The sequence below is a fragment of the Nocardia sp. NPDC056564 genome (assembly GCF_042793755.1).
Taxonomy (GTDB): domain Bacteria; phylum Actinomycetota; class Actinomycetes; order Mycobacteriales; family Mycobacteriaceae; genus Nocardia.
This window is the reverse complement of record NZ_JBHTUR010000004.1, coordinates 164542-186157: the sequence shown is the minus strand read 5'-3', so window position 1 is coordinate 186157 and position 21616 is coordinate 164542. Positions and strand designations below refer to the sequence as shown.

General features: G+C 70.1%; 19 protein-coding genes. 10 read left to right on the top strand and 9 right to left on the bottom strand.

The features are described from left to right. Window positions 1-192 precede the first annotated feature (192 nt). A complete protein-coding gene (locus tag ACFQ9K_RS12210) occupies window positions 193-396 on the top strand; it encodes a hypothetical protein (protein WP_150400225.1) in 204 nt (67 codons plus the stop codon). Here ACFQ9K_RS12210 and ACFQ9K_RS12205 read toward each other — a convergent pair whose 3' ends face one another. Further along, window positions 397-1839: an aldehyde dehydrogenase gene (locus ACFQ9K_RS12205; RefSeq protein WP_378715463.1), complete on the bottom strand. Its 1443-nt coding sequence runs from the start codon at window positions 1837-1839 to the stop codon at window positions 397-399. It lies immediately after the preceding gene. A gap of 209 nt (window positions 1840-2048) precedes the next feature. Here ACFQ9K_RS12205 and ACFQ9K_RS12200 point away from each other — a divergent pair, with 209 nt between their 5' ends. Continuing rightward, complete coding sequence (locus ACFQ9K_RS12200; protein WP_378715466.1) at window positions 2049-2351, top strand: hypothetical protein; 303 nt, start codon at window positions 2049-2051, stop codon at window positions 2349-2351. 2 nt (window positions 2352-2353) lie between these two features. Here ACFQ9K_RS12200 and ACFQ9K_RS12195 read toward each other — a convergent pair whose 3' ends face one another. Beyond that, the gene (locus tag ACFQ9K_RS12195; RefSeq protein WP_378715469.1) at window positions 2354-3142 is read right to left on the bottom strand and encodes a class I SAM-dependent methyltransferase; all 789 of its coding nucleotides are present in this window, start codon (window positions 3140-3142) and stop codon (window positions 2354-2356) included. Window positions 3143-3281: 139 nt separating this feature from the next. On the opposite strand from ACFQ9K_RS12195, the gene ACFQ9K_RS12190 reads away from it, so the two are divergent. Further along, on the top strand, window positions 3282-4454 hold the full coding sequence (locus ACFQ9K_RS12190) for a glycosyltransferase family 4 protein (protein ID WP_378715472.1): 1173 nt from the start codon (window positions 3282-3284) through the stop codon (window positions 4452-4454). A 118-nt stretch (window positions 4455-4572) separates the two neighbouring features. Here ACFQ9K_RS12190 and ACFQ9K_RS12185 read toward each other — a convergent pair whose 3' ends face one another. Continuing rightward, window positions 4573-6429 (bottom strand): hypothetical protein, encoded by a 1857-nt coding sequence (locus tag ACFQ9K_RS12185; protein ID WP_378715475.1) that lies wholly within the window; start codon window positions 6427-6429, stop codon window positions 4573-4575. A 105-nt stretch (window positions 6430-6534) separates the two neighbouring features. On the opposite strand from ACFQ9K_RS12185, the gene ACFQ9K_RS12180 reads away from it, so the two are divergent. The 3 genes from ACFQ9K_RS12180 (at window position 6535) to ACFQ9K_RS12170 (ending at window position 8710) form a co-directional block, all read left to right on the top strand. Continuing rightward, window positions 6535-6840 carry a hypothetical protein gene (locus ACFQ9K_RS12180; RefSeq protein ID WP_378715478.1) on the top strand — a complete coding sequence of 102 codons (306 nt, stop codon included), beginning with the start codon at window positions 6535-6537 and terminating at the stop codon, window positions 6838-6840. Between the two features lie 84 nt (window positions 6841-6924). Next, complete coding sequence (locus tag ACFQ9K_RS12175; protein WP_378715480.1) at window positions 6925-8175, top strand: polysaccharide biosynthesis protein; 1251 nt, start codon at window positions 6925-6927, stop codon at window positions 8173-8175. A 178-nt stretch (window positions 8176-8353) separates the two neighbouring features. Beyond that, window positions 8354-8710, top strand: coding sequence for a VOC family protein (locus ACFQ9K_RS12170; RefSeq protein WP_378715483.1), 357 nt, complete (start codon window positions 8354-8356; stop codon window positions 8708-8710). A gap of 58 nt (window positions 8711-8768) precedes the next feature. On the opposite strand, the gene ACFQ9K_RS12165 is transcribed toward ACFQ9K_RS12170, so the two are convergent. Further along, complete coding sequence (locus ACFQ9K_RS12165; protein WP_378983151.1) at window positions 8769-9896, bottom strand: DUF3068 domain-containing protein; 1128 nt, start codon at window positions 9894-9896, stop codon at window positions 8769-8771. 202 nt (window positions 9897-10098) lie between these two features. Between ACFQ9K_RS12165 and ACFQ9K_RS12160 the strand changes: the two genes are divergently transcribed. After that, on the top strand, window positions 10099-11298 hold the full coding sequence (locus ACFQ9K_RS12160) for an acyltransferase family protein (protein ID WP_378722912.1): 1200 nt from the start codon (window positions 10099-10101) through the stop codon (window positions 11296-11298). A gap of 4 nt (window positions 11299-11302) precedes the next feature. On the opposite strand, the gene ACFQ9K_RS12155 is transcribed toward ACFQ9K_RS12160, so the two are convergent. From ACFQ9K_RS12155 to ACFQ9K_RS12135, 5 genes are all read right to left on the bottom strand, one after another. Next, on the bottom strand, window positions 11303-11767 hold the full coding sequence (locus ACFQ9K_RS12155) for a DinB family protein (RefSeq protein WP_378722926.1): 465 nt from the start codon (window positions 11765-11767) through the stop codon (window positions 11303-11305). A 130-nt stretch (window positions 11768-11897) separates the two neighbouring features. Further along, window positions 11898-16178 (bottom strand): alpha-(1->3)-arabinofuranosyltransferase family protein, encoded by a 4281-nt coding sequence (locus tag ACFQ9K_RS12150; protein ID WP_378722913.1) that lies wholly within the window; start codon window positions 16176-16178, stop codon window positions 11898-11900. Window positions 16179-16269: 91 nt separating this feature from the next. Then, window positions 16270-16440: a DUF2613 domain-containing protein gene (locus tag ACFQ9K_RS12145; protein WP_083894819.1), complete on the bottom strand. Its 171-nt coding sequence runs from the start codon at window positions 16438-16440 to the stop codon at window positions 16270-16272. A gap of 165 nt (window positions 16441-16605) precedes the next feature. Continuing rightward, window positions 16606-17700, bottom strand: a complete 1095-nt coding sequence (locus ACFQ9K_RS12140) for an isochorismate synthase MenF (RefSeq protein ID WP_378722914.1) — start codon at window positions 17698-17700, stop codon at window positions 16606-16608. Between the two features lie 72 nt (window positions 17701-17772). Continuing rightward, the gene (locus ACFQ9K_RS12135; protein WP_150400213.1) at window positions 17773-18261 is read right to left on the bottom strand and encodes a universal stress protein; all 489 of its coding nucleotides are present in this window, start codon (window positions 18259-18261) and stop codon (window positions 17773-17775) included. A 144-nt stretch (window positions 18262-18405) separates the two neighbouring features. Between ACFQ9K_RS12135 and ACFQ9K_RS12130 the strand changes: the two genes are divergently transcribed. The 3 genes from ACFQ9K_RS12130 (at window position 18406) to ACFQ9K_RS12120 (ending at window position 21541) form a co-directional block, all read left to right on the top strand. After that, window positions 18406-19569: a glycoside hydrolase family 3 N-terminal domain-containing protein gene (locus ACFQ9K_RS12130; protein ID WP_378722915.1), complete on the top strand. Its 1164-nt coding sequence runs from the start codon at window positions 18406-18408 to the stop codon at window positions 19567-19569. A gap of 89 nt (window positions 19570-19658) precedes the next feature. After that, window positions 19659-20258, top strand: coding sequence for a TetR/AcrR family transcriptional regulator (locus ACFQ9K_RS12125; RefSeq protein ID WP_150400211.1), 600 nt, complete (start codon window positions 19659-19661; stop codon window positions 20256-20258). Window positions 20259-20398: 140 nt separating this feature from the next. Then, window positions 20399-21541, top strand: a complete 1143-nt coding sequence (locus ACFQ9K_RS12120) for a DUF5685 family protein (RefSeq protein WP_378722918.1) — start codon at window positions 20399-20401, stop codon at window positions 21539-21541. Window positions 21542-21616: the final 75 nt, after the last annotated feature.

Sequence of the window (21616 nt, the reverse complement as noted above, 5' to 3'; positions counted from 1 at the left end):
CGATATGGGGTAGTTGCCCGGTGTGCGAGATTTGCGCACAAGTGGCTTATGCTTGCCGTGTTCTTGGTCTCATGACCTACCAGTCCGATTGCTAACTGTTAACTGATCGACTGAACTACTTCCCTATCGACATCGGGTTTCCGCGAGGCTCGCGGCGAACGATGAGATCGACGCGCGAGAGGTGGTTGGAGCATGACCGATCTGGAGACCGGGGCGTCCATCACGCCCCTGGTTGCCGGCTTCGAACTGGCAACCGCTAGCACCCCGCTACGCCGCGCTGCCGGGCGTTTGCAGGCCGTCCTGCCCCCGGGCTGGCGCGTCGAGATCGTCGACGCGCCGAGCCTCACGGGCCGCGACAGCGAGCCCGTCCTGCGGGTGGTCATGCCGACCGACTGATCAGCCTGCCCAGCCCATGGGCATGAGCAGTGACTTCTGCTCGCAGAAGGAGTCGAGGCCCTCCGGGCCGTTTTCGCGGCCGAGGCCGGAATTCTTGTAGCCGCCGAACGGCGAGCTGGGATCGAACGCGTACCAGTTGATCGCGTAGGTCCCGGTCCGCACGCGCGCGGCGATCTCCGCGCCGTGCTCGATGTCCGCGGTCCACACCGAGCCGGCCAGACCGTAGACCGAATCGTTGGCGATGGCCACGGCCTCGTCCTCGGTCTCGTACGGGATCACCGACAGCACCGGACCGAAGATCTCCTCCTGCGCGATGGTCGACTTGTTGTCCACGTCGGCGAAGATCGTCGGCTCGACGTACCAGCCGCGATCCAGCCCTTCGGGACGGCCGCCGCCCAGCGCGACCCGCGCGCCCTCCGCCTTGCCCTTCGCGATGTACCCCTCGACCCGGTCGCGCTGGCGCTCCGAAATCAGCGGGCCCAGTTGCACGGTCGGATCGTTGGGATCGCCGACCTTCATCGTCTGCACGTGCTCGACCAGCGCGTCCAGGATCTCGTCGTACCGGCTGCGCGGCGCGAGGATCCTGGTCTGCGCGACGCAGCCCTGCCCACTGTTCATCAAACCGGAGAACGCGAGCACCGGGATGCCCGCGATGTCCATGTCCGGCAACAGGATTGCCGCGGACTTGCCGCCGAGCTCCAGCGAGACGCTCTTGAGCTGGCCGGTGGCGATCGCGCCGATCTTCTTGCCGACGGCGGTGCTGCCGGTGAAGGTGACCTTGTCCACGCCGGGATGCGAGACCAGGTATTCGGCGGCCTCGGCCTCGGCGGGCAGCACTGAGAGCACGCCCTCGGGCAGGCCGGCCTCGGTGAAGATATCGGCGAGCAGGTTGGCCGTAATCGGGGTCAGCGGAGCCGGTTTGAGCACCACGGTGCAGCCGGCCAGCAACGAGGGGGCGAGCTTGTTCGCCGCGAGGAACAGCGGCACGTTCCAGGCGGTGACCGCCGCGACGACGCCGCGCGGTTCCCGGGTGACCCGCGAGGTGCCGAACAGCCCGGTCCGGGTTTCGTGCCAGGGAAACGACTTGGCCAGGCCGGCGCAGGCGTCGAGCGCGGCCACGGCGGGTATCTGGTTGAGCGTCATCGCGATCATCTGCGGAGCGCCCATTTCCGCGGTGAGCACGGCGACCAGGTCGGCCGAGCGTTCCTCGATCAACCGGGCGGCCCTGGTCAGCACCTGGGCTCGCTCCTCGGGCGGGGTGGACGGCCAAGGGCCGTGGTCGAAGGCGTGGCGGGCCGCGGCGACCGCGGCGTCGACGTCGGCGCGAGTGACCGCGGGGACGCTGCCCACCGGCTCGACCGTGGCCGGCGAGATGACCTGAACGCGCTCGGCGGTGGCTGGCGCGGTCCAGCGGCCGCCGATGAACAAGCTGTCGTAATGCATGAGAACACGTTACAGTTTTGCCACCGGGTTGTCTGTAACATGTTTCAGTTTTGCCCTCGAGCCGTCTCGCTGAGCAGGACGAATTCCAACCTGTCGGTTCGCTTTTCGCAGAACGCACTATTGCGTTCTGTTGCTGGAAAGAGGATGCTGTAGCTACTGATCAGCTCGCTCGATTCCTGAACCGATACCACCATTGGGGAGCCCGAGTCATGGCGGTGCAAGTGGTCGACCGATCGTTGATGACCAGCGATCAAACCGAGCATCAAGCGAAGAGCGTTGGTGCGGGCGGATGGGTGGTCTCCTTCCTACCCGGTCGCACGCTGACCATCGAGCAAGCCACCGCGGCCATGCAGGCAGCCGAGGCCGTCGCCGCCGTCGGGGCGCTGGCCGATCAAGTCGGATTGACCACGCTGGAAACCGTCGGCCTGGCCATTCAGGAATCGCCATGGTCCCGGCCGCTGCGCGAGCCGTGCGGCAGGCGCACCTGGCGCCGAGGCTGGCTGGAGCGGTAGAGCTACTTCTTGGTAGCCACCACGACCAGATTGCTCACCAGTAGCTCTCGCACGAGCGGAATACGGACCAGCCACCAGGCCCAGCGCGGGTGATACCGCGGGAAGACGGTCCGCACGTCGGCGGAAGTGCCCGCCGCCCAGCGCAACCCGTCCGACGCGCGCACCGCGAACAATGACGTGCCGAACCGATTCTTCGGCTCCTTCCCCAGCTTGCGCCGGTACCGGCGCGCGGCGTACTCGCCACCGAGGTAGTGCCACGGTCCGGTCTCGTGCCCGCCGAACGGCCCGTGCCACACCGTGTAGGACAGCACGATCAGCCCGCCCGGCCTGGTCACCCGCACCATCTCGTCCGCCATCCGCCAGGGCTCGGCCACATGCTCGGCCACATTCGACGAGAAGCAGATGTCCACCGCGTCGTCGCGGAACGGCAACGCCATCCCCGACCCGCGCACCGCGCCCGCCACCGACAACCCCGCCGCGTGCATCTCCGACGGGTCGGGCTCGACCGGAATGTATCGCGCACCGGTGCGCGCGAACTCGTCCGCGAAATACCCCGGACCGCCACCCACATCCAGGATCGTCGCCCCCGCCAGGTCCGCGCCCGTGACATCGGTGTAGAAATCGCCGATCATTGCCGCGCTGTCCTCGGCCAGGCCGCCGTAGAACACCGCCGGATCGGTCTGTTCGAACCGAAAACTTCCGAGCAACCGCAGCGACCGGCGCAGCGTCGCCCGGCGCGCGAACCGCGGCGCGCGCGAACCGTCGGCGGGCGTTTCTTCGGCTTTCAACACGGCGCCGAGTCTCGCATAACGGCGGCGGACCGCGATGCGCACCGGTCGGTGATCGGCTCGCGCGGCGGTGCTCGGGTTAGGGTGTAGCGCGATATCCGACGATCCCGTCCGGGACCACCTGACCGAGAGAAGCTCGACCGTGCGCGAAGTCCTCCTGCTGTGCTGGCGAGACACCGGGCACCCGCAGGGCGGCGGCAGCGAACGATACCTCGAACAGGTCGGCGCGCAGCTCGCCGCACGGGGGGTCAAGGTCACCCTGCGCACCGCCCGCTACCCGGGGGCGCCGAAGCGCGAACGCCTCGACGGCATCGACATCAGCCGGGCGGGCGGGCGCTTCTCCGTCTACCCGCGGGCGCTGGGCGCGATGGCCCTCGGCCGGCTCGGCCTCGGTCCGTTGCGCGGCCTGCGCCCCGACGCGGTGATCGACACCCAGAACGGCATCCCGTTCTTCGCCACGGCCGCCACCAAGGCGCCCGCCGTGGTGCTGGTGCACCACGGGCACCGGGAACAGTGGCCGGTGGCAGGCCGGCTGGTCGGCCGGATCGGCTGGTGGATCGAGTCGCGACTGTCGCCGCGGGTGCATCGGCGCAACCAGTACCTGACCGTCTCGCTGCCCTCGGCCGAGGAACTGGCCACGCTCGGCGTCGACCGGTCCCGGATCGCGGTGGTCCGCAACGGCGCCGAGCCGGTGCCCGCCGACGCGCCGACCGGGGCCACCGAAACGCGCACCGAGAACCCGCGCATCGTGGTGCTGTCGCGGCTGGTGCCGCACAAGCAGATCGAGGACGCGCTCGCCGTGGTCGCGCGACTACGGACCCGCGTGCCCGGGCTGCATCTCGACGTGATCGGCGACGGATGGTGGGCCGCGAACCTGAAGGCCGACGCGCACAGCCTCGGCATCGCCGACGCCGTCACCTTCCACGGGCACGTCGACGAACGGCGTAAGCACGAATTGCTCTCCCGCGCTTGGGTGCACGTGCTGCCCTCGCGCAAGGAGGGCTGGGGTCTGGCGGTCATCGAGGCCGCCCAGCACGGCGTGCCGACGATCGGTTACCGCAGTTCGCGCGGGCTCACCGACTCCATCGTCGACGGGGTCACCGGCCTGCTGGTCGATGATGTCGCCCAATTGTCCGACGCGGTAGGCGAATTGCTCGACGACCGCGCCGCGCGCACGGTCATGGGCGAGAAGGCGCGCTCGCGGGCGCGTGAATTCTCCTGGGAGCAAACGGGAAACGGTGTGTACGAAGTGCTGGCCGCGGTTGCCCGCGGCGAACACTCCGCCGGACTCATCGCCCCCCGCTCCGGTCACTGAGCCCGCCCCGTCGGCAACCGTGGCCATCCGTGCCAACGGGACACCATCGGGCCGCCGCTCGGAAAATGTCTCGGTCGTGTCCCGCTGAGCGCGTTGATCCTGCTCGACTCGTCGCTGGTCAGCGCGTGCGGCGGGCGCCTGCCGCGAGGAGTAGTCCGCCGACCAGAAGCGCTGTCCAGATCGCGTGCGCCGCAATGGCAATGCCGCGATCCATTGCCGATCCGGCGGACTGCCGGATCGTGCCGGGGACCCGATACAGCGCGAGATCGGCGTCGCTGAATACCGGATCGAGTTGCGCGAGGGTGGTTTTCGATTCGCCGAGGGGCCCGGGCGTGCCCCGTTCCAGCAGCACCCAGCCGACACCGTGGTCGGCCAGTTCCCGGGCGGAACCCCCGTGCAGCAGTAGGGTTTCCACCGCGCGGGCGCGGGTGCCCTCGCCGGATACGGTGCGGCCGCGTACCGGGAGTTCGCCGGTTTGCAGGACGTCGCGCGGCAGCAGCCTGGGCGCCGGGTCGAGGACCGGCGCCGTCCCGCTGTACCGGAACTTCCGGAACATCCCGCCGGGCAGTACCGCGACCTCGCCGGAATCGTCCATCCGGTCCGCGACCTGCTGCCATCCGGCGGGGTAGTGCACCGGCCGCAGCGCACCACCGACCCCCCAGGCGAGATCGAGTAACGGCAGCACCAGCAGGGCGATGAGAATCGTCGCGACCGTGCCCGTCACAGTTGTGGATAACTTCGGCACCCGGTCGAAACTCGCGCTCGGCAAGGAGGTGTCGCCGGCGATGTCGGTCGTCGAGGAACCAGTCTCTCGTTGCGCCAAGGATCGCGCGGGCTGGGTATCGACGGTGCGCTGTGCATGGTCAGCTGCCGCGGCCATCGAGAATCGTTCGGCGAGAACCCCGCAACCCGCGGCCGCGCACAACGCATAGGCGGGCATCGCCAGCGCCACATACTTCTGCGTATCCCGCAGCAAGCCCGCGCCGGGCACGTGCGCGACGAGCCACTCCAGCACGTGCATGCCCCACGGCGTCGCACCGAGCGCGGGGAGCAGAACAGCAAGCACCGCGAGGACGACGAGTGCCCGGCGAACGTATCGTTCGTCGCCGTCGGAGATCACCGAACGCACGCCCGTCGCCACGATGGCGAGCAGCAAAACGGTGCCGATCAACGCGAGAAGCGTTGTGCGCGAACCGGGTACCGCGTCGCCGTTCCAGATGCCGCCGAGTCCCGCCAGACTGCCCAGCGTGCCGAGACCGGGCTCGCCGCGCGCCGCGAACGCGGCGATGCCCGCCGGATCGGACGGTTCGCCGGCCGCCCCGGACAACGCGGTGGCGGTCAACCAGGGCACGGACGCGGCGACCAGCAAGGCCAGCACACCGGCGAAATACCGCCGTCCGGCCAGCGACAACGCGGTGGCGCCGGCGAGCAGGGCGCCGGTCGGTGTGAGCCCCGCCGCGGCAAGGCAGCCCGCCAGGCCGGCCCACGTGCCCGCGGTACCGCCGGCCCGAATCCGATACGCGGCCAACGCGACCCACGGCAGCGCGGCGTACCCGGCGAGCAGGCTCCAGTGCCCCTGCAAAAGACGTTCGGCGACATACGGATTCCACAGCGCCACCGTCGCGGCGACGAGCTGCGCTCCGATCGACGCGCCGAGGAGTTCGCGCGCCAGCACCGCCGCCCCGTAGCCGGCCGCCCACAGCGCGACGAGCAGAATCGCCTTGACGATCAGGCCGCCATCGATGACCGGGGACAGCGCCGCCAGCACCGCGTCCTGCGGCACCGCCCGCGGCGCGGCAGCACCGAGCCCGAGCGCCGAATCGGTCGGATAGGACCGCGGCGTACTCACCGCATCGCGCAGCAGCAGATACCCGGACCCGAGCAGCGGACCCAGGATGAGCAGCGCGAGCACCGCGCTGTACCCGGCCGGGACAAGCCGCACCCACCGGTCCCGTCGCCGCCCGTTCTCCGTCACGCTTGTGCACCCTACGGTCCGGCCGCCCGCGTCACCCACCCCCACCGTGGCGCGACGGCCGGAAAATAACTCGGCACCGATGCCGCGCGGCAATACCCTGATCCCGTGGCCCGGAGATCCCCGCAGGAGAAGAAGCAGCTCAGCTACGCCAAGGATTGCCGCAACTGCTACGGCGAGAACGACAAGGCGTCGCGCAAGAACCTGCCGCGTAAACGCGCGCGGGTGCACCGCGCCAACCGGCACCAAGCGCACACGGATCTGCACAGCGCGACCGGACCGGTCGATGTCGAGGCTTCCGACGCGGCCGAGGTCCGGCTGCGCGGACGCCGTCCCAAGGCGTTCGCGAAACGACCGGACCTCCCGCTCGGCGAGCACGTCCGCTGGCAGCTCGGTCGACGGCTGGCCGGCTGATTTCTCCCGCGGGTACGGACTGAGACCTCTGCGGCAGCCGGTCGCGGCGGGGCGGGCCGTAGCGGCCGACGCGCAGGTGGGACGATGGCGGGCGTGTCTGCTGTCCGTCGGTTTCCTGTGGTGGCGGATCTGACGTTGGTCACGGCGGGCGCGATGACCGCCAATGTGGCGGGGTACCTGCTGCAATTGCTGGCCGGACGGTGGCTGGGGGTCTCCGGGTACAGCGAGTTCGCGAGCCTGCTGGCGGTGCAATTGCTGTGCGCGGTACCCGCGTTGGCGTTGCAGAACGTGGTGGCCCGCGAGCTGGTCCGGGGCGCGAGCGTCGCGGTGCTGCGCGGGTTGCAGTGGCGCTGCGCGGTGATCGTCGCGGTCGTCGTCGCGGTGCTGGTGCCTGTGGTGACCAGCGCGCTGAACGTCGGAGTCGCCGCGTGCGCGGCGGCGCTCGGCGCGGCCCCGGCGTTGGTGCTGCTCTCCGGGGAGCAGGGAGTTCTGCAGGGCGGCAGGCGTTTCCGGGCACTGGGCGTCGTGCTCGGCGCCGCCGGAATCCTTCGAGTGGCCCCGGCCCTGGTGCTGCTCGCCGTCGGCGGCGGCGCGGCGCTCGCCCTGTGCGCGGCCGCGCTGGGCATCGTGGTCGCCGCGGTCTTCGCGCGTTTCGTCGCCGGCACGCCGCCCGCGCGGACCCGCACCGGAACCGATGAGGACGAGCTGGTCCACGCCATCGGGGTGCTGCCGGTGCTGCGCGCCGCGCAGGTGCAGGCGGCGCTGATGGCGTTGTCGTCCACCGATCTGATCGTGGTCCGCATGGTCCTCGACGACGCGGACGCCAGCCGCTACGCGCTCGGCACCATCGCCGCGAAGATCGCGTTCTGGCTGCCGCAGGCGGTCGGCGTGGTGCTCTACCCGCGGATGGCCCAGCCCGCGCATTCCGCGCGCGCGATCAGGTCCGCGCTCGCGGTGTTGTCGGGCATCGGCATCGTGGCGGTTGCCTGCGCCGCGCTCGCCGCGCCGCTGGCTCCGCTGCTGGCCGGCCAGGATTACGCACCCATTCAAGGCTTGCTGTGGCTGTTCGCCCTGCACGGCGCGATCCTCGCGGTGCTGCAGGGCGCGATGCTGTCCGCGATCGCGGTCGACCGCACCGCCCTCGCCGCACTGACCTGGCTCGGCCTGGCCGTCGAAGTGACACTGATGGTTTCGTTCGCCCGATCGATCCCGGCCCTGATCAGCACCGTCGCCTCGGTAGCGGCCGTCACCACAGTCGTGGTGGCGGTGATCGTCCTGCGCACCGCCGATCGGGACAGCAGTGTGCGCGGTCGCCAACCCGAGCGGCTGCCGTAGTAACCCTCGTCGATCCGCGGCCACCCGGTCAGCGGGTGCCCAGTCCCGGCGACACCCGGGCGCGTACCGAATTGCCCGACGCCACGATATCGCCGGAGAATCCCGCGCAGCGGCCCAATCGGTGCGCGCGAGTCGGCTATTGCCCCTGACCGCAGGCGAAAAGCCTACGCTCGGACGCATGATCACTGCGGTACACACGCTGGTCTACGCAGCGGACCCGGACGCCGCCAGGGCATTCTTCCGTGACGTCCTGCGCTGGCCGAATGTCGACGCGCACGAGGGCTGGCTCATCTTCGGCACGGGTCCGAGCGAACTCGGCGTGCATCCCGCCGACGGCGCACCGCGCCACGAGATCTCGCTGATGTGCGACGACCTCGAGCGGACGATCGCCGAACTGCGGGAGCGGGGAGCGCGATTCGCCGGCGAGATCGTCGATCGCGCGTTCGGCCGGTGCATCGACCTGGGCATTCCGGGGGCGGGCACGATGCTGCTCTATCAGCCCAGGCACCCGCTCGCCCATCCGCTCGGAACCTGAGGGCCGACAACGAATTCGGCCCCCGGTCCATGGACCGGGGGCCGAATCGTCAGCTGACTCAGGGTTGCTTGGTGATCTTGATCTGCTCGGTCGGCGGATCGGTGTCCGCCCGGCGCGCGCCCCGGCCCTGGCTCAGCGGCCCGCCGCCACCCGCCGGAGCGGGCCCGGAACCGCCACCGCGGATGCCGAGCACCACACCGACGATCAGCGCGATCACACCGACCACGCCGAGGATGATGGGCATGATCCGCCCGTACAGCGACAGCTTGTCGATGTTCTCCTTGGCCACCGAGATCTGCGACTCGATGGTGTTCTCGTCGAACACGATGTGCGACTTCAGCGCGGTGACCTCCGGCTTGGCATCGCGGCCGTAGTACAGGTGGATCTGCTCGCCACCCTTGATCACGGTGCCGGTCTTCGGCTCGACCCACAGGTCACGGGTGTTGGTGTACCAGCGCGCCATGGTGACGTCGCCGTCGCCGGGCACGCCCCACTTCGCGGCGGGGAAGGTCAGCTTGTTGGTCGGGGCCTTCACCACGTCGTACAGGTTGGTCGCCGGGATCGACTGCTGGAAGTGGTAGACCTTCATGTTGTTGATCTCGGACTCCTCGACGAACTTGGCGTCGACGGTCTTACGCGCGTTGAGATCGAAGTACGGGTAGTCCTTCTTCTCGGTCCCGATCGGGAAGCGGTACTGCAACCCGGTGTGCTGCACCGGTTCCGCGACCGACTTCATTTCCTTGTCCACGGTGACCGCGATGGAGCCGTTGGGCTCCTTCGCGACCGGCTCACCGGTCTTGCGGTCGATGGTGACCCGGTCGATGGTCGCGGTGAGCAGGCCGGTGTCGCCCTGCTTGTCGATGCGCCGCAACGTCTGGCCCGCCTGCACCGTCATCTCGTCGGCGTCGGAGGGCTCCTCGACGGTGACGAAGCGCTGGGAGACCAGGGGCACGTTCGAGTCGATCTTCGCGGCACCCTCCGGCGCGCTGAGCGACTTGGAGTCCAGCACCAGGCTGTCCTCGCCCGGCGCGTTGGTCGCGATGGTGGTGATCTCGAGATCGAGGGGAGTCTTCGCCAGTTTGCCGACGGTGTAGGTCGGGATCAGCAGCGCGGCGACAATCAGCAACGCGCCGAGACCCACGAGCAGGCAGGCCACCGTCCTTCTGGTTCCGGCACTCAGTGCCATGCAAACTCTCCTCGTCGTAGAACAGGGTCGTTCCGGCGAGTACGGCGGGCCTCCCGCGGCACTCGTGAGCCCCGACACTAACAGTCCGGTGTCGTACCATGCGGTGCCGAGGCCGGAAACGGCCGAGAAATCGCCCGAGTTTAGCGTGGAATGTGAAACGCCGAGTTATCACCTGAGAATTGGCAAGGCAGACTGGAGCCCGATGACCGCGACCTCCACCACTCCGGTCGCCCCGGTATCCCCATCGGTGCGGACCCGCGCCTTCCTGCCCGCACTGGAGGGAATGCGCGGAATGGCCGCGCTCGGAGTGTTGTTGACCCACGTCGCATTTCAAACCGGAGCCGCGGGCACGCCGGTGATCGGGCGGGTGCTCGGCCGATTCGACATGGCGGTCGCGGTGTTCTTCGCGCTCTCCGGGTTCCTGCTCTGGCGCCCGCATGCCGCCGCGGCCCGCGGCCTCGGTCGTGCGCCGTCGCTCGGGTACTACCTGCGCCATCGCGCGGCCCGCATCCTGCCCGCGTATTGGGCTGTGGTGTGCGCGGTTCTGGTCTTGCTGCCGAGTGCGGCGGGCACCGCCGGGTTGCGCGTGTGGGTGTCGAATCTGGCACTGCTGCAAGTGTTCGTGCCACTGACCCTGACCGACGGACTGACCCAGATGTGGAGTCTTTCGGTCGAGGTGGCCTTCTATCTGGTGCTGCCGCTGCTGGCGTTCGCGGCGATGTGGTTGCGCGGCAATGCCGCTCGGTGGCGGGTGCCGGTGCTCCTCGGCGTGGCCGCGGTGTCGCTGAGTTGGAACTTCATTCCGGTGCCGACGCCCGACGCGATCCATTCCGACAATTGGCTGCCCGGATATCTGCCGTGGTTCGCGATGGGAATGGTGCTCGCCGAACTGTCTTTCGATAGCGAACGGCTATCGTGGTGGCGTCGGCAGGCCGGGAATCAATGGGTGATGTGGACCGTCGCACTGGCCGCATTCCTGATCTCGGCCACCGATATCGGCGGCCCCGGCGGACTGACGCACGCCGAGCCGTGGCAGTACGCGGCGAAGATGGCACTCGGCGCGATCATCGGTTTCGCGTTGCTCGCGCCGCTGGTGCTCGGCGATCCCGGCCGGCCGCATCGCTGGCTGCGGTCGCGGGTCGCCGCGACCATCGGACGCTGGTCCTACGGCATCTTCCTCTGGCACCTCGCGGTGCTGTGGGTGGTGTTTCCGGTGTTCGGGATCGTGCCGTTCAGCGGAGACTTCGGCTACGTCCTGGTGCTCACGGTCGCGCTGACCCTGCCCGTCGCGGCCGCGAGCTACGCGCTGATCGAGGAACCGATGCGGCGGTGGGCCCGCGGCCGGGACCGGGCGAAGCCGAAAGCGGAGGTCGAGGACGCGGACCGGCTCGCGGCGCCCTGACGGGTCAGGTATCCAGCTGCCGGTGCATGTCGAGCAGGTGATGGCGGAGTTCGTGCAGGGTGTGCAGCGCGAGCCAGCGCAGTGAACGCTTCTCCGGCTCCGGATAACTGAAGATCAGTGTCCGTTCCCAGTCGTCCGCGTCCAGCCGGTCGAGCACATTGGCGAACAGCAGTGCGGCGTCCCGGAGTTGGCGCCCGACATCGGAGGGCTTCTGGTCCGCGTACCCGTCGTGCTCGACCCGCTCGTCGCGGCCCATCGGGGTGGTCTCGGGGGTATCCGTGCGGCGGGCGGCGAGCACCCGCTCGCGCTGCATGAGCAGCACATCGCGCATGTGGCAGGCGTATTCGAGTGGGGACCAGGTGTCGGGGCCGGGTCGCTGCCGTAGTTTCGGTGAGTCGGTGAGGAGCAGATCCGCGTATTCCACCGCGTGCTCTTTGGCCAGCGACGCGACCTCGGTCGCGCGGGTCAGGTCGTAGACGAAACCGCATTCCGCACAGGTACTCACGACTCCACCTCGCTGGCGCTCGGTTCCGTCGCGCGCACCGGCACGCTGTAATTTCGGTTCTCTCGCAGGCGCTCGCTCACGCGACATCACACTATCAACGAGGTCCGTTGCGCCGCAGCCCGAATGGCCGATGGGCGGGCAGCGCGGCGACGCCGACCGCGATCACCGCGAGCACGGCGGGCAGTTGGGCCCACAGTGACCCGCCCAGGTAGCCACCGGCGGCGCGCCACGGGCCGGTCGACAGGACTGCCGCCGAGAGGGCGGTGCCGAGTCCGGCGACGATGACCAGCGCGCGTGGGGGAAACCTGGGGATGAATCGGACGGCGGCGAGTGTGGCTGCGGCGGCGAGGGTTCCGACCGGGCCGGCGATGATGGTCGCGGCGGCGGCGAGGCCGATCGCGCCGAGCCAGCGGGGTCCCCAGGTCGCCGGTGCGGAATCCGGCACGGCGGCAATCCCATTCGGCTCGACGGCCGTGCTTTCCTCCTGGTCATGCGCGGTATTCGCCTCGGCGTCAACCGGTTTCGCGGCGCGTGCGGGTCGCGGGATGGCCAGCGCGATCAAGGGCAGGAGCAACAGGAGGCCGCCGAAGATGCCGAGGCGATACCAGCGGTCGGCGGGGAAGGAGACGGTGACGGGTCCGTCGGCGCCGGGCGGGAGCAGCCAGCCCTGTTGCCAGCCGTCGACCACCACGGGATCCAGTGGGTGCCCGGCGGAAGTCGTTGCGCGCCAGCCGACATTCGTGCTCAGCGGCAGCACCAGCAGGCGGGCGCCGGACGTCGACGGCGGTGGCGCCGCGAATCCGGTGCGGTCGAGGCGGAGCCGGTCGACGAAGAACAGATCGGTCGGGCCGACGGTGACATCGGCGCTGCCCTGGGTAAGGGCGAGGTCGCCGGCATCGGGCTGGAGCGCGTCATCCGCGCAGAGCTGTGCCGGAACCGGTGCGCCGGAACGCAGTTGGTCGGCGGTGGCGGTGACCGACGTGCGCCGCAGCTGTCCGTCGACATTGATCGTGGGTCCGATCTCGCACGGGACCGTTATCTCCCGATCCAGCGCCGCGGGCGCGGGGTAGTCCGGGCCGAGCACCCGCACCTCGGCCAGGCCCGGCGGCTGCGACTGGACGAAGCCGAGCGCCGTCATGTCCAGGACCGGCTTCCAGGTCCGGATGCTGAGTTCGACGCGATCGGTCACGGTGGGGTGCAGGGAAATCCGGGCCGGCGTGCCGTGCTCACCCGGGTCCAGTTCGCGCACCTGTGGACCGTCCCCGAGATTGACCACGACCGAGGTGGGCGCAGCGGGCAGCCCACCGAGCGAGGGGGTCAGTTCCAGGCCACTCACCAGCGCGGGCTCGGGCAGTTCGATCGTGAGGGTCGGCTTGGCGCCGGTCAGGGATCGGACCGAGTCCTCCGGCGCGGTCCAGCTGGTGCGCGGGTCGCCGTCGGTCGCGGCGAACGCGGCGCCGCGTACGTCACCGACGTCGGCCTTCCCCCTGGCGATCGGCTGGTCGCGATCGGTGAGCAGGGCCTCCAGTGCCGGGCCCTGCCTGGTCCGAACGGTCAGCCGGGGCGTCACCGACATGGGTTCGGGCACCGTCAGCGTGCGCTGGAAGGTGCCGGGCTCCTCGGGCGCGAGACCGAGCCCCTTGCTGCACCGCACCCGATCCGGCGACTCGAAACACGCGCTGCGCCCGGGGAATTCCTGTCCGAGGTCCCAGCCCCTGATCCGTGCGCCGAGGGGGGTCGGCGGCAGCACTGTCCGGTGCCGGATGTCGACGTGGACCGGCTGATCGCGGACCGAGTAGTCGTCCAGGCTGAGCTCGCTGATGCCGAATTGCCCACCGCGCTTGCCGGTTTCGGTGCGTATCGCGGTGATGGTCACCCACTGCGTCGAACCGGCGGGCAGCGAAACCGACACGGGTTTACCGGGTTCGGGGATGCGTGTCGTCACGGTGCCGTTGGCGGTGCGGACCTCCACCCACTTCACCGGATCGCCGATGGCGGCCGCGCTGGTGCTGAAGGTCAGTTGCCCGACCCGGATCGGCTGGTCCAGGTCGAGCCGAAGCCATTGGCCGAGGGCGTATTCGGAGCCGTTGCTGATCCAGGAGGTCGCCGGATCACCGTCGACCACCGCCGCGGTCGAGCTGCCCGGCGCGGCGCCCCCCAGCTGGGTGGCGTCGGCGGCCGAGCTGGACGCGGTGATGGTCGCGCCGGACCACTCCCCGCGCACCAGGTCGGCGCCGTCCACCGGGTAGTCGGGCACCAGGTTGTGCGTGCGGCGCGCGTCGTCGGGCGCGCGAAGGGCGGAATTGTGGTTGTCCACCCGGCCGAAGTCGGCCTCCCGATCCATCGGGGTATCGGTGACGGTCAACGGTTCGCGCGGCAAGCCGGCCCGGGCCGCGTCGGCGGCGAGCAGGGTGGGGGTATCGCTGGTTCCCGGATCGCGATGCAGACGTTCGAGCACCTCGGGACCGCCCTGCACCACGGGCACCGAGTCGAGCGGCACCGTGTAGGCGCCGGGGAACGATGGCGGCGCACCGGTTCCGCTGCGCACCTCGGCCCGGGTTCCCGGCGTCGGCGTCTGCACCCGGTAGATCTCGACCGCGGGGTACGCGGGCCGCAGATCGCCGTCCGCGACCAGATCCTCGGCGATGACCTTGGCTTCGATCGGATCGCCGAACTCCGCCACCTTCGCCAGGCCGGGCGAACCGTCGATCGCGCTGTGCGCCAGCATCGGCCGGGTCGACCGCGACGTCTCCGGGTCGAGATCGTTGCGCAGCACCAGAATTCCGATGCCCTGCCCGGCCAGGGTCGCCGCCAGCCCGGCCGACGGCCTGCCGTCGGCGATCAGCCGCTGTACCGAGTCCATCGCGCGGATGGTGCCCGGCGGGTTCAGCGGCACCGAGTCGCGGATCGCCCAGGGCGTACCGGCCAACGCCTGCAACGGCTCGTCGCGGGTCAGCCCCCACACCTGGCTGCCGAACGGCGCGCCGGGCACGACCAGCGCACGGGTCTCGGCGGCGTTGTGCCGCAACCAGTCCGCGGTCTGCTGCCAGTACGCGGGTACCGCGTCGTAGGCGCCGCGCGGAGCCAGCTTGCCGGTCCAGGCCAGCGAGGTGGACAGGGCGAGCGCGGTGAGAATCAGCGCGGCCACCGCGACGCGACGGTCCCGCTCCGGGTGCGCGAACGCGCTGCGCCACACCGGCATCGGCACCGAGGCGGGCAGCGGCACCCTGGCCAGCAGCTGAGCCAGGCCGAGCACCAACGGGATTCGGATCAGCGGCTCCAGCTTGTGCACATTGCGCAGCGGCGCGCCGCCGGAATCCAGGAACACCCGCACCGACTCGGCGAACGGTCCGCCCAGTTCGCCGACGTATCCGGCGCAGATGCCGACCAGCCCGACGCACAGGATCACCGTCAGCCGCCCGCGATACGGCATGGACCGCATCGCCAATCCGGCCATGCCCGCCGCGGCCAGCAACCCGGTGGCGAGCACCGCCGCTGGCTGGGTGACCAGCACCGCGCCCGCGATCCGCTCCGGCGAGACGAACGGCGTCCAGCTGTCCGTGCCGCGCAGCACCTCGGCGAGCGAGGCCCATTGCGTGGTCACCCCGGACGATTCGATGTAATCCAGGAACGGCGGGCTCACCTTGCCGAGCAGCAGCAGCGGCACCGCCCACCAGAAGGTGGCCAGCACCAGCAACGGCACCCAGGCCCTGGTGAACCGCCACCACTGCCGATTCGGCCGATACGCGGCCCACCACAGCAGCGCGGGCAGGAACGCGGCGACCGTCGCCACCGCGTTGACCGACCCCATGAGCGCGAGTGCCAGCGCGCTGCCCGCCGCGGACTCGGCGCCACCGCGCCGTTCGCGTCCCGCGGGTCGGTCGGTGTCTGCTTCCGGTCGATCCGGTCGGCGATGCCGTCGGTAACGAACGCCCAGCGCCGCAGGCGCCAGCAACACCCACGGTGCCAGCATCATCGGCAGCGTCTCCGAGGAGATCGAGCCGAGCGTGGTGAGCACCCTGGGCGACAGCGCGAACGTCACCGCGGCGATGATGCGCGAGCCGCGGGTGCCTATGCCGAGGGTCTCGCAGAGCCGGATGATGCCCCAGAATCCGGCGAGCAGCAGCAACGCCCACCAGATGCGCTGGGTGGCCCAGGCGGGCAGGCCGAGCAGGTGGCCGAGGGAGAAGAACGCGCCGTGCGGGAAGAAGTAGCCGTAGGCCTGGTTCTGCACCTGGCCCATCGGGGCCTGGCTGCTCCACAGGTGGCCGGCCCGCGCGAGGAAACCCAGCGGATTCTGGGCCAGGTCGTATTTGGTATCGGCGACCGTGCGCCCCGGCGTCTGCAGGAAGGTCAGCAGGAACGCCGCGAGCACCGTCCCGGCGAACCAGCGTCTACCCAGCGGCGCAGTCGAGTGCCGCCGCGCCGCCGGTTCGAGCGAGTCGGCAGGTGAAGCGGGGGTCAGCTCAGCGACTGCCGTACTCGACGTTGTTCAGCAACGAGGAGTCCTTGTCGCCGCTGCGGTCGATGTCCGGCCGCGAGTTCTGCTGCACCGCCACCGTGACGAGGAGCACCGCGATCACGCCGAGCACGGCGCCGCCGACAGCACTCGCAACACCAGGAACAGCAAACTTCATTGCGGCACTCCAATACATCGATGCAGGCACATTCCCGGTCAACCTAGCAGCCCGCTCCCGTATCCGGTGCGTTCAGCCCGCCGATTCCCGGCGGGTTATGCGGATGAGGCGGTGCACACAGCGGTTCGGCGGCGCTATCGGTCGTGCGCGCGGACGGCAGGGCCGTCAGTGCGCCGGGACGGCGCAGTGCAGGCTGCCGAGCAGGGTGCGGAGCTTGGCGGTGGTCTCGTCGAGTTCGGCCTTGGGATCGGACGCCGCGACGATGCCGCCGCCCGCGTAGGCGTGCACGGTGCGCCGGTCGGCGGACAACTCCGCGCAGCGGATCGCGACCACCCACGCGCCGTCGCCGTCGCCGTCGCACCAGCCCACCGCGCCGCCGTAGAAGCCGCGGTCCTCTTCCAGGTCGGCGATGGTGTCCAGCGCCAGCGCGGTCGGAGTGCCGCAGACGGCAGGCGTGGGGTGCAGCAGTAACGCCAGGTCGAGGGCGGTGATCGACGTGTCGCGCAGTCGTCCGGTGATCGGCGTGGCGAGATGCCAGACCTCGTGCGTGTTGATCAGTTCCGGACCGTCGGGGATGGACAGTTCGGCGCAGACCGGGCCGAGCCGGTCCCGGATCCATTCGATGACGAACGCGTGCTCGTCGCGATTCTTGGTGCTGGCCAACAGCTCTCGGGCCTGCGCCGCATCGGCCTCCGGATCGGCGCGGCGCGCCGCGGTGCCGGCCAGCGGACGCAGCGTGACGGTGTCGCCGTGCCGGGCGATGAGCACCTCGGGGGTGGCGCCGACCAGCGTCGCGCCGGTGCGCCCGGCCGGGGTCAGATCGACCGCGAACACATTGGCCTGGGGATGCCGGGTGAGCAGATGGGCCGCGACGAGTTCGGGCTCCAGCGCGTCGGCCGCCTCGGCCACCACCGACCGGGCCGCGACCACCTTGCGCAGTGGCTGAGCCGGGTCGTTCAGCTGTTCGACGAGTTTCGTCACCCGCGCGATATGTTCGGCGGCACTGGGGATCTCGGTGACGAACCGCACGGCGGGCAGATCGGGCAGTGCGGCGGGCCGCCACGGTCCCGCGGTGTGCTCGACCCGCTCGGGCACGCTCAACGCGGCGGGTTCGCGCGGATCGAACGGCAGCGCACCGACGATCATCTCCGCCGCTCCGTCCCGCAGCGCGGCCACCGCCCGATTGGCCTCGGCGAAGGCGGCCCGGCTGCCGAACGCCCGGACCACCCCATCCGGCTGAGCAAGCAGGAATCCGTCCATAGTCCTTCGACCCTAACCCCGCGCCCGCCCCGCGGGACCCACCCGTGAGCGCCCTCACGACCGCGCTTCCGGCTAGCCGGTTCTGGCCGCGGGTTCCTTGCCGGGCGGGACCATCAGGACCGGGCGGTGGCAGTGCTTGAGCACCGCGTCGGCGACGCTGCTGTGCATGAGCGCGCGGATGCCGGTGGCGCCGCGGGTGCCCGCGACGATGATGTCGACGTCCAGGTCGTCGGCGCATTCGACGATGGCGTTCCAGATGGTCGTGGTGCACTCCGCGGTGCGCGCCTCGGCATTGAGCCCGGCGAGTTTGGCCAGCCGGACGCCCTCGGTGTTGATCGTGCGCGCGTCGACGTAGGCGACGTCCTCGATCTCCTCGTCGGGGACCCACTCCGGCTGCATCACCCCGGACAACCCGGACAGCCGGGCGGCCTGGCGCACCATCGGCTCCCACGCGGTCAGCACGATCGCCCTGTCGGCGCTGAGGAACCGGCCGGCGTATTCGATGGCCCGCTTGGCGTTCTCGGACCCGTCGTAGGCAATGAGCATCAGATCGCAGGGCACGATGACCTCCTGGTGGGAGACTCACGGCTGTTGATTAAGGCTACCTTGGTATGGCTGGGCACACTTGCTGCCGCGCGGAATCGTTAGCGCTCGGTGCGGCCTCGCGCCTTGGCGCGTCGCAAGCGCTCTGTACGGTTGACGTCCATGCGGAAGACGCCCCTGCTCATGCTCGCCGTGCTGGCCGCCGTCGCCACCGCCTGCTCGAGCGGCGGTGGCGGCGACTCCGCGCCGTCGCCGGCGGCGGGTCCCGCGTCGACGACCGGATCGTCCACGCGGGCAACGACATCCGCGAAACCGGATTGCCGGGCCGACTATCTCGCGCAGTTCACCCCGCGGCAGAAGCTGGCCCAGCTGCTGACCGTCGGCATCACCGGCGACGCCGACGCGGCGAACGTGGTGAGCACCGAACAGGTCGGCGGCATCTTCGTCGGCAGCTGGACCGATCTCACGCTGCTCACCTCGGGCCAGCTCGACCAGGTCAAGCAATCGGCCAAGGTGCCGCTCATGGTGACCATCGACGAGGAGGGCGGCCGCGTCTCCCGGGTGGGCAACCTGATCGGCAAGGCGCCGTCGGCCCGGGTGACGGCCGAGACCATGACCCCCGAACAGTTCCACGACGCCACGCTGACCAGGGGGCGCGCACTGAAGGACCTCGGGGTCACGGTGGACTTCGCGCCGGACAGCGACGTGAGCGGCCAGCCCGACGATTCCGTCATCGGCGACCGCTCGTTCTCCGACGACCCGGCGGTGGTCACCAAGTACGCCGACGCCTACATCCGGGCCATGCGCGAGGTCGGCGTCGGCACCGTGCTCAAGCACTTCCCCGGCCACGGCTCCGGCTCGGGGGATTCGCATCGCGGCGCGGTCCGCACGCCGCCGCTGGCGGATCTGCAGAACGTCGACCTGGTCCCGTTCCGCAACCTGATCACCTCCGGCGCGGGCGTGATGGTCGGCCACCTCGACGTCCCCGGCCTCACCACCCCGGACGTGCCGGCCAGCATCAGCCCGCAGGTCATGGCCCTGCTGCGCGAGGGCAGCGGGTACGGCGCCGCGCCGTTCGAGGGCCCGATCTTCACCGACGATCTCAGCGGCATGGCCGCGATCACCAGCCGGTTGTCCATCGCGGACGCGGTGGAGGCCGCGCTGGTCGCCGGTGCCGACAACGCGCTGTGGATCAGCACCAACGCCGTGTCCAGCGTGCTCGACCAGTTGGAGCAGGCGGTGGCGGCCGGCCGCCTGCCCGCCGCCAGGGTGGACGCGTCCGTGCTGCGCATGGCGACCTTCAAGGGCGCGCTTCCGCGCTGCTGAGGCATTGTTTCCGCGACTGGGGAGCAAATGCGACCCACGGAACTTACCTTGGAGTAATATATGAACTTCACCATGCGGTAGGAGAGTGGATGGCGGGCGGAACGAAGCGACTTCCTCGGGCGGTTCGTGAGCAGCAGATGCTCGATGCCGCGGTCGAGGTGTTCTCGCGCAAGGGCTTCCACGATACATCGATGGATGCCATTGCCGCCGAGGCGAAGATTTCCAAGCCGATGCTGTATCTGTATTACGGCTCCAAGGACGAACTGTTCCGCGCCTGCATCCAGCGCGAGGGCCTGCGCTTCATCGAATCGGTGGTGCCCGCGGGCAACCCGCAGCTGTCCCCGCACGAACAGGTACGGGTCGCGCTGGAGGGCTTCCTCGGCTTCGTCGACCGCAACCGCCGCTCCTGGCAGGTGCTCTATCGCCAGGCCATCGGCCAGCAGGCGTTCGCCTCGGAGATCGAGAACGCCCGCGAGCGGGTCATCGAACTGACCGCCAAGCTGCTGGAATCCAGCGCCAAGCACCCCGAGCCCGGCACCAACTTCGACATCGTCGCGGCCGCCGTGATCGGCGCGGGCGAGGCCATCGCGGACCGGGTGGCCAGCGGCCGCATCGAGGTGGCCGAGGCGGTCGACCTGCTCGACGATCTGGCGTGGCGCGGTCTGGCGGGGCGCAAGAAGGCGGAGTAGCCGCGGGGTCAGGGTTCGGCACCCCGGGCGGGGTGACCCGCGGGTAGCGGTTGCCGCGCGGTTAACGGCCTGCCAGAGTGCGGAGATCACCAAGCACAGACCGGCTCCGAACAGGGCGAGCCGGGGAGAACGGGGCGGAATTGTTCGGGTTGCTCAGGCCGTGTTCGCACGGCGCGGCGAAGTACGGGATCGATGCGGCCGAGTGGCGCACGCACATGTGCGGGCTGTGTCTGGGGTTACGCGACGGGCACGGTCAATTGGCCAGGGCGACAACGAATGTCGACGCGATCGTGTTGAGCGTGCTGACCGAGGCGCAGGCCGCGAGCGCGGTCGAGCGCACGCAGGCGGGACGGTGTGCGCTGCGGGGGATGCAGCGCACGTCGGTGGCCTCGGCGAACTCGCCAGGGGTGCGGCTGGCCGCGACGGCGTCACTGTTGCTGGCCTCGGCCAAGGTTCGGGACCATGTGGACGACGGCGACGCTTCCGCCCTGGCCCGTACGCCGCTGGCGAAGGCCGCGAGCCGATGGGCCGGCCAGGCGCGAACGAGTGCCCAGCGGATCGGTCTGGATGTGGAACCGCTTGTCGCCGCGCTGAACTCGCAGACGCGGTTGGAGCACTCCGCGGGCAAGGGGACCGACGCGCTCGCGCGGCTGACCGCGCCGACCCAGCTCTGCGCCGCCGAGTTCTTCGCGCAGACCGCGATTTTGGCCGAACGCCCGGACAACGTCGACGCGATGCGCACGGCGGGTTGGCAATTCGGCCGAATCGCGCACCTGGCTGACGCGGTGCAGGACTACGACCAGGACCTCACCCGCGGCCGGTTCAATCCGCTCGCCGCCACCGGGACCACCATGCCGCAGGCGTATGACCTACTGCGGGAATCGGATTCGCGCCTGCGCGACGCGGTCGCGCAGGCCGAGCTGGACGCGGTTCCCACCGTCCGCTGGATGCTGCTCGACCCGCTGACGTCCGTGCTCCGCAAGCTGGGCCGGGGCATCGGCACCGTGGCCGGTCACGCCTGCGGCATGGCGCACGACCACGGCGATGTGCGCATGGACTCACGGCGCACGGGTCAGCGCCCCGGCCTCGGCGAATCCCTCACGCTGATCCTCGGCTCGTACTGCACCGGCTATGCCTGCTGCGCCGAACACACCCAGCCGTGCACCGGCGAACGCAAGCAGCCGTGGATCAACAACTGCGATTGCGGCGGCTGCGATTGCGGTTGCGGCGACTGTGACTGCGGCTGCGGCGACTGCTGTGGCTGCTGCGATTGCAGCTGCTGAAACTGCTTGCCGCGCAGCGATTCTCGGAAACGACAGGAGCCGCACCCGATTCGGGTGCGGCTCCTGATCGGCAAT

Coding starts and splice junctions, on each gene's coding strand:
- ACFQ9K_RS12205 (WP_378715463.1), bottom strand. CDS start 1,839: ATGCATTACGACAGCTTGTTCATCGGCGGCCGCTGGACCGCGCCAGCC.
- ACFQ9K_RS12210 (WP_150400225.1), top strand. CDS start 193: ATGACCGATCTGGAGACCGGGGCGTCCATCACGCCCCTGGTTGCCGGC.
- ACFQ9K_RS12125 (WP_150400211.1), top strand. CDS start 19,659: ATGGCGGGCGGAACGAAGCGACTTCCTCGGGCGGTTCGTGAGCAGCAG.
- ACFQ9K_RS12170 (WP_378715483.1), top strand. CDS start 8,354: ATGATCACTGCGGTACACACGCTGGTCTACGCAGCGGACCCGGACGCC.
- ACFQ9K_RS12165 (WP_378983151.1), bottom strand. CDS start 9,896: ATGGCACTGAGTGCCGGAACCAGAAGGACGGTGGCCTGCCTGCTCGTG.
- ACFQ9K_RS12130 (WP_378722915.1), top strand. CDS start 18,406: ATGCGGAAGACGCCCCTGCTCATGCTCGCCGTGCTGGCCGCCGTCGCC.
- ACFQ9K_RS12145 (WP_083894819.1), bottom strand. CDS start 16,440: ATGAAGTTTGCTGTTCCTGGTGTTGCGAGTGCTGTCGGCGGCGCCGTG.
- ACFQ9K_RS12160 (WP_378722912.1), top strand. CDS start 10,099: ATGACCGCGACCTCCACCACTCCGGTCGCCCCGGTATCCCCATCGGTG.
- ACFQ9K_RS12140 (WP_378722914.1), bottom strand. CDS start 17,700: ATGGACGGATTCCTGCTTGCTCAGCCGGATGGGGTGGTCCGGGCGTTC.
- ACFQ9K_RS12175 (WP_378715480.1), top strand. CDS start 6,925: ATGGCGGGCGTGTCTGCTGTCCGTCGGTTTCCTGTGGTGGCGGATCTG.
- ACFQ9K_RS12200 (WP_378715466.1), top strand. CDS start 2,049: ATGGCGGTGCAAGTGGTCGACCGATCGTTGATGACCAGCGATCAAACC.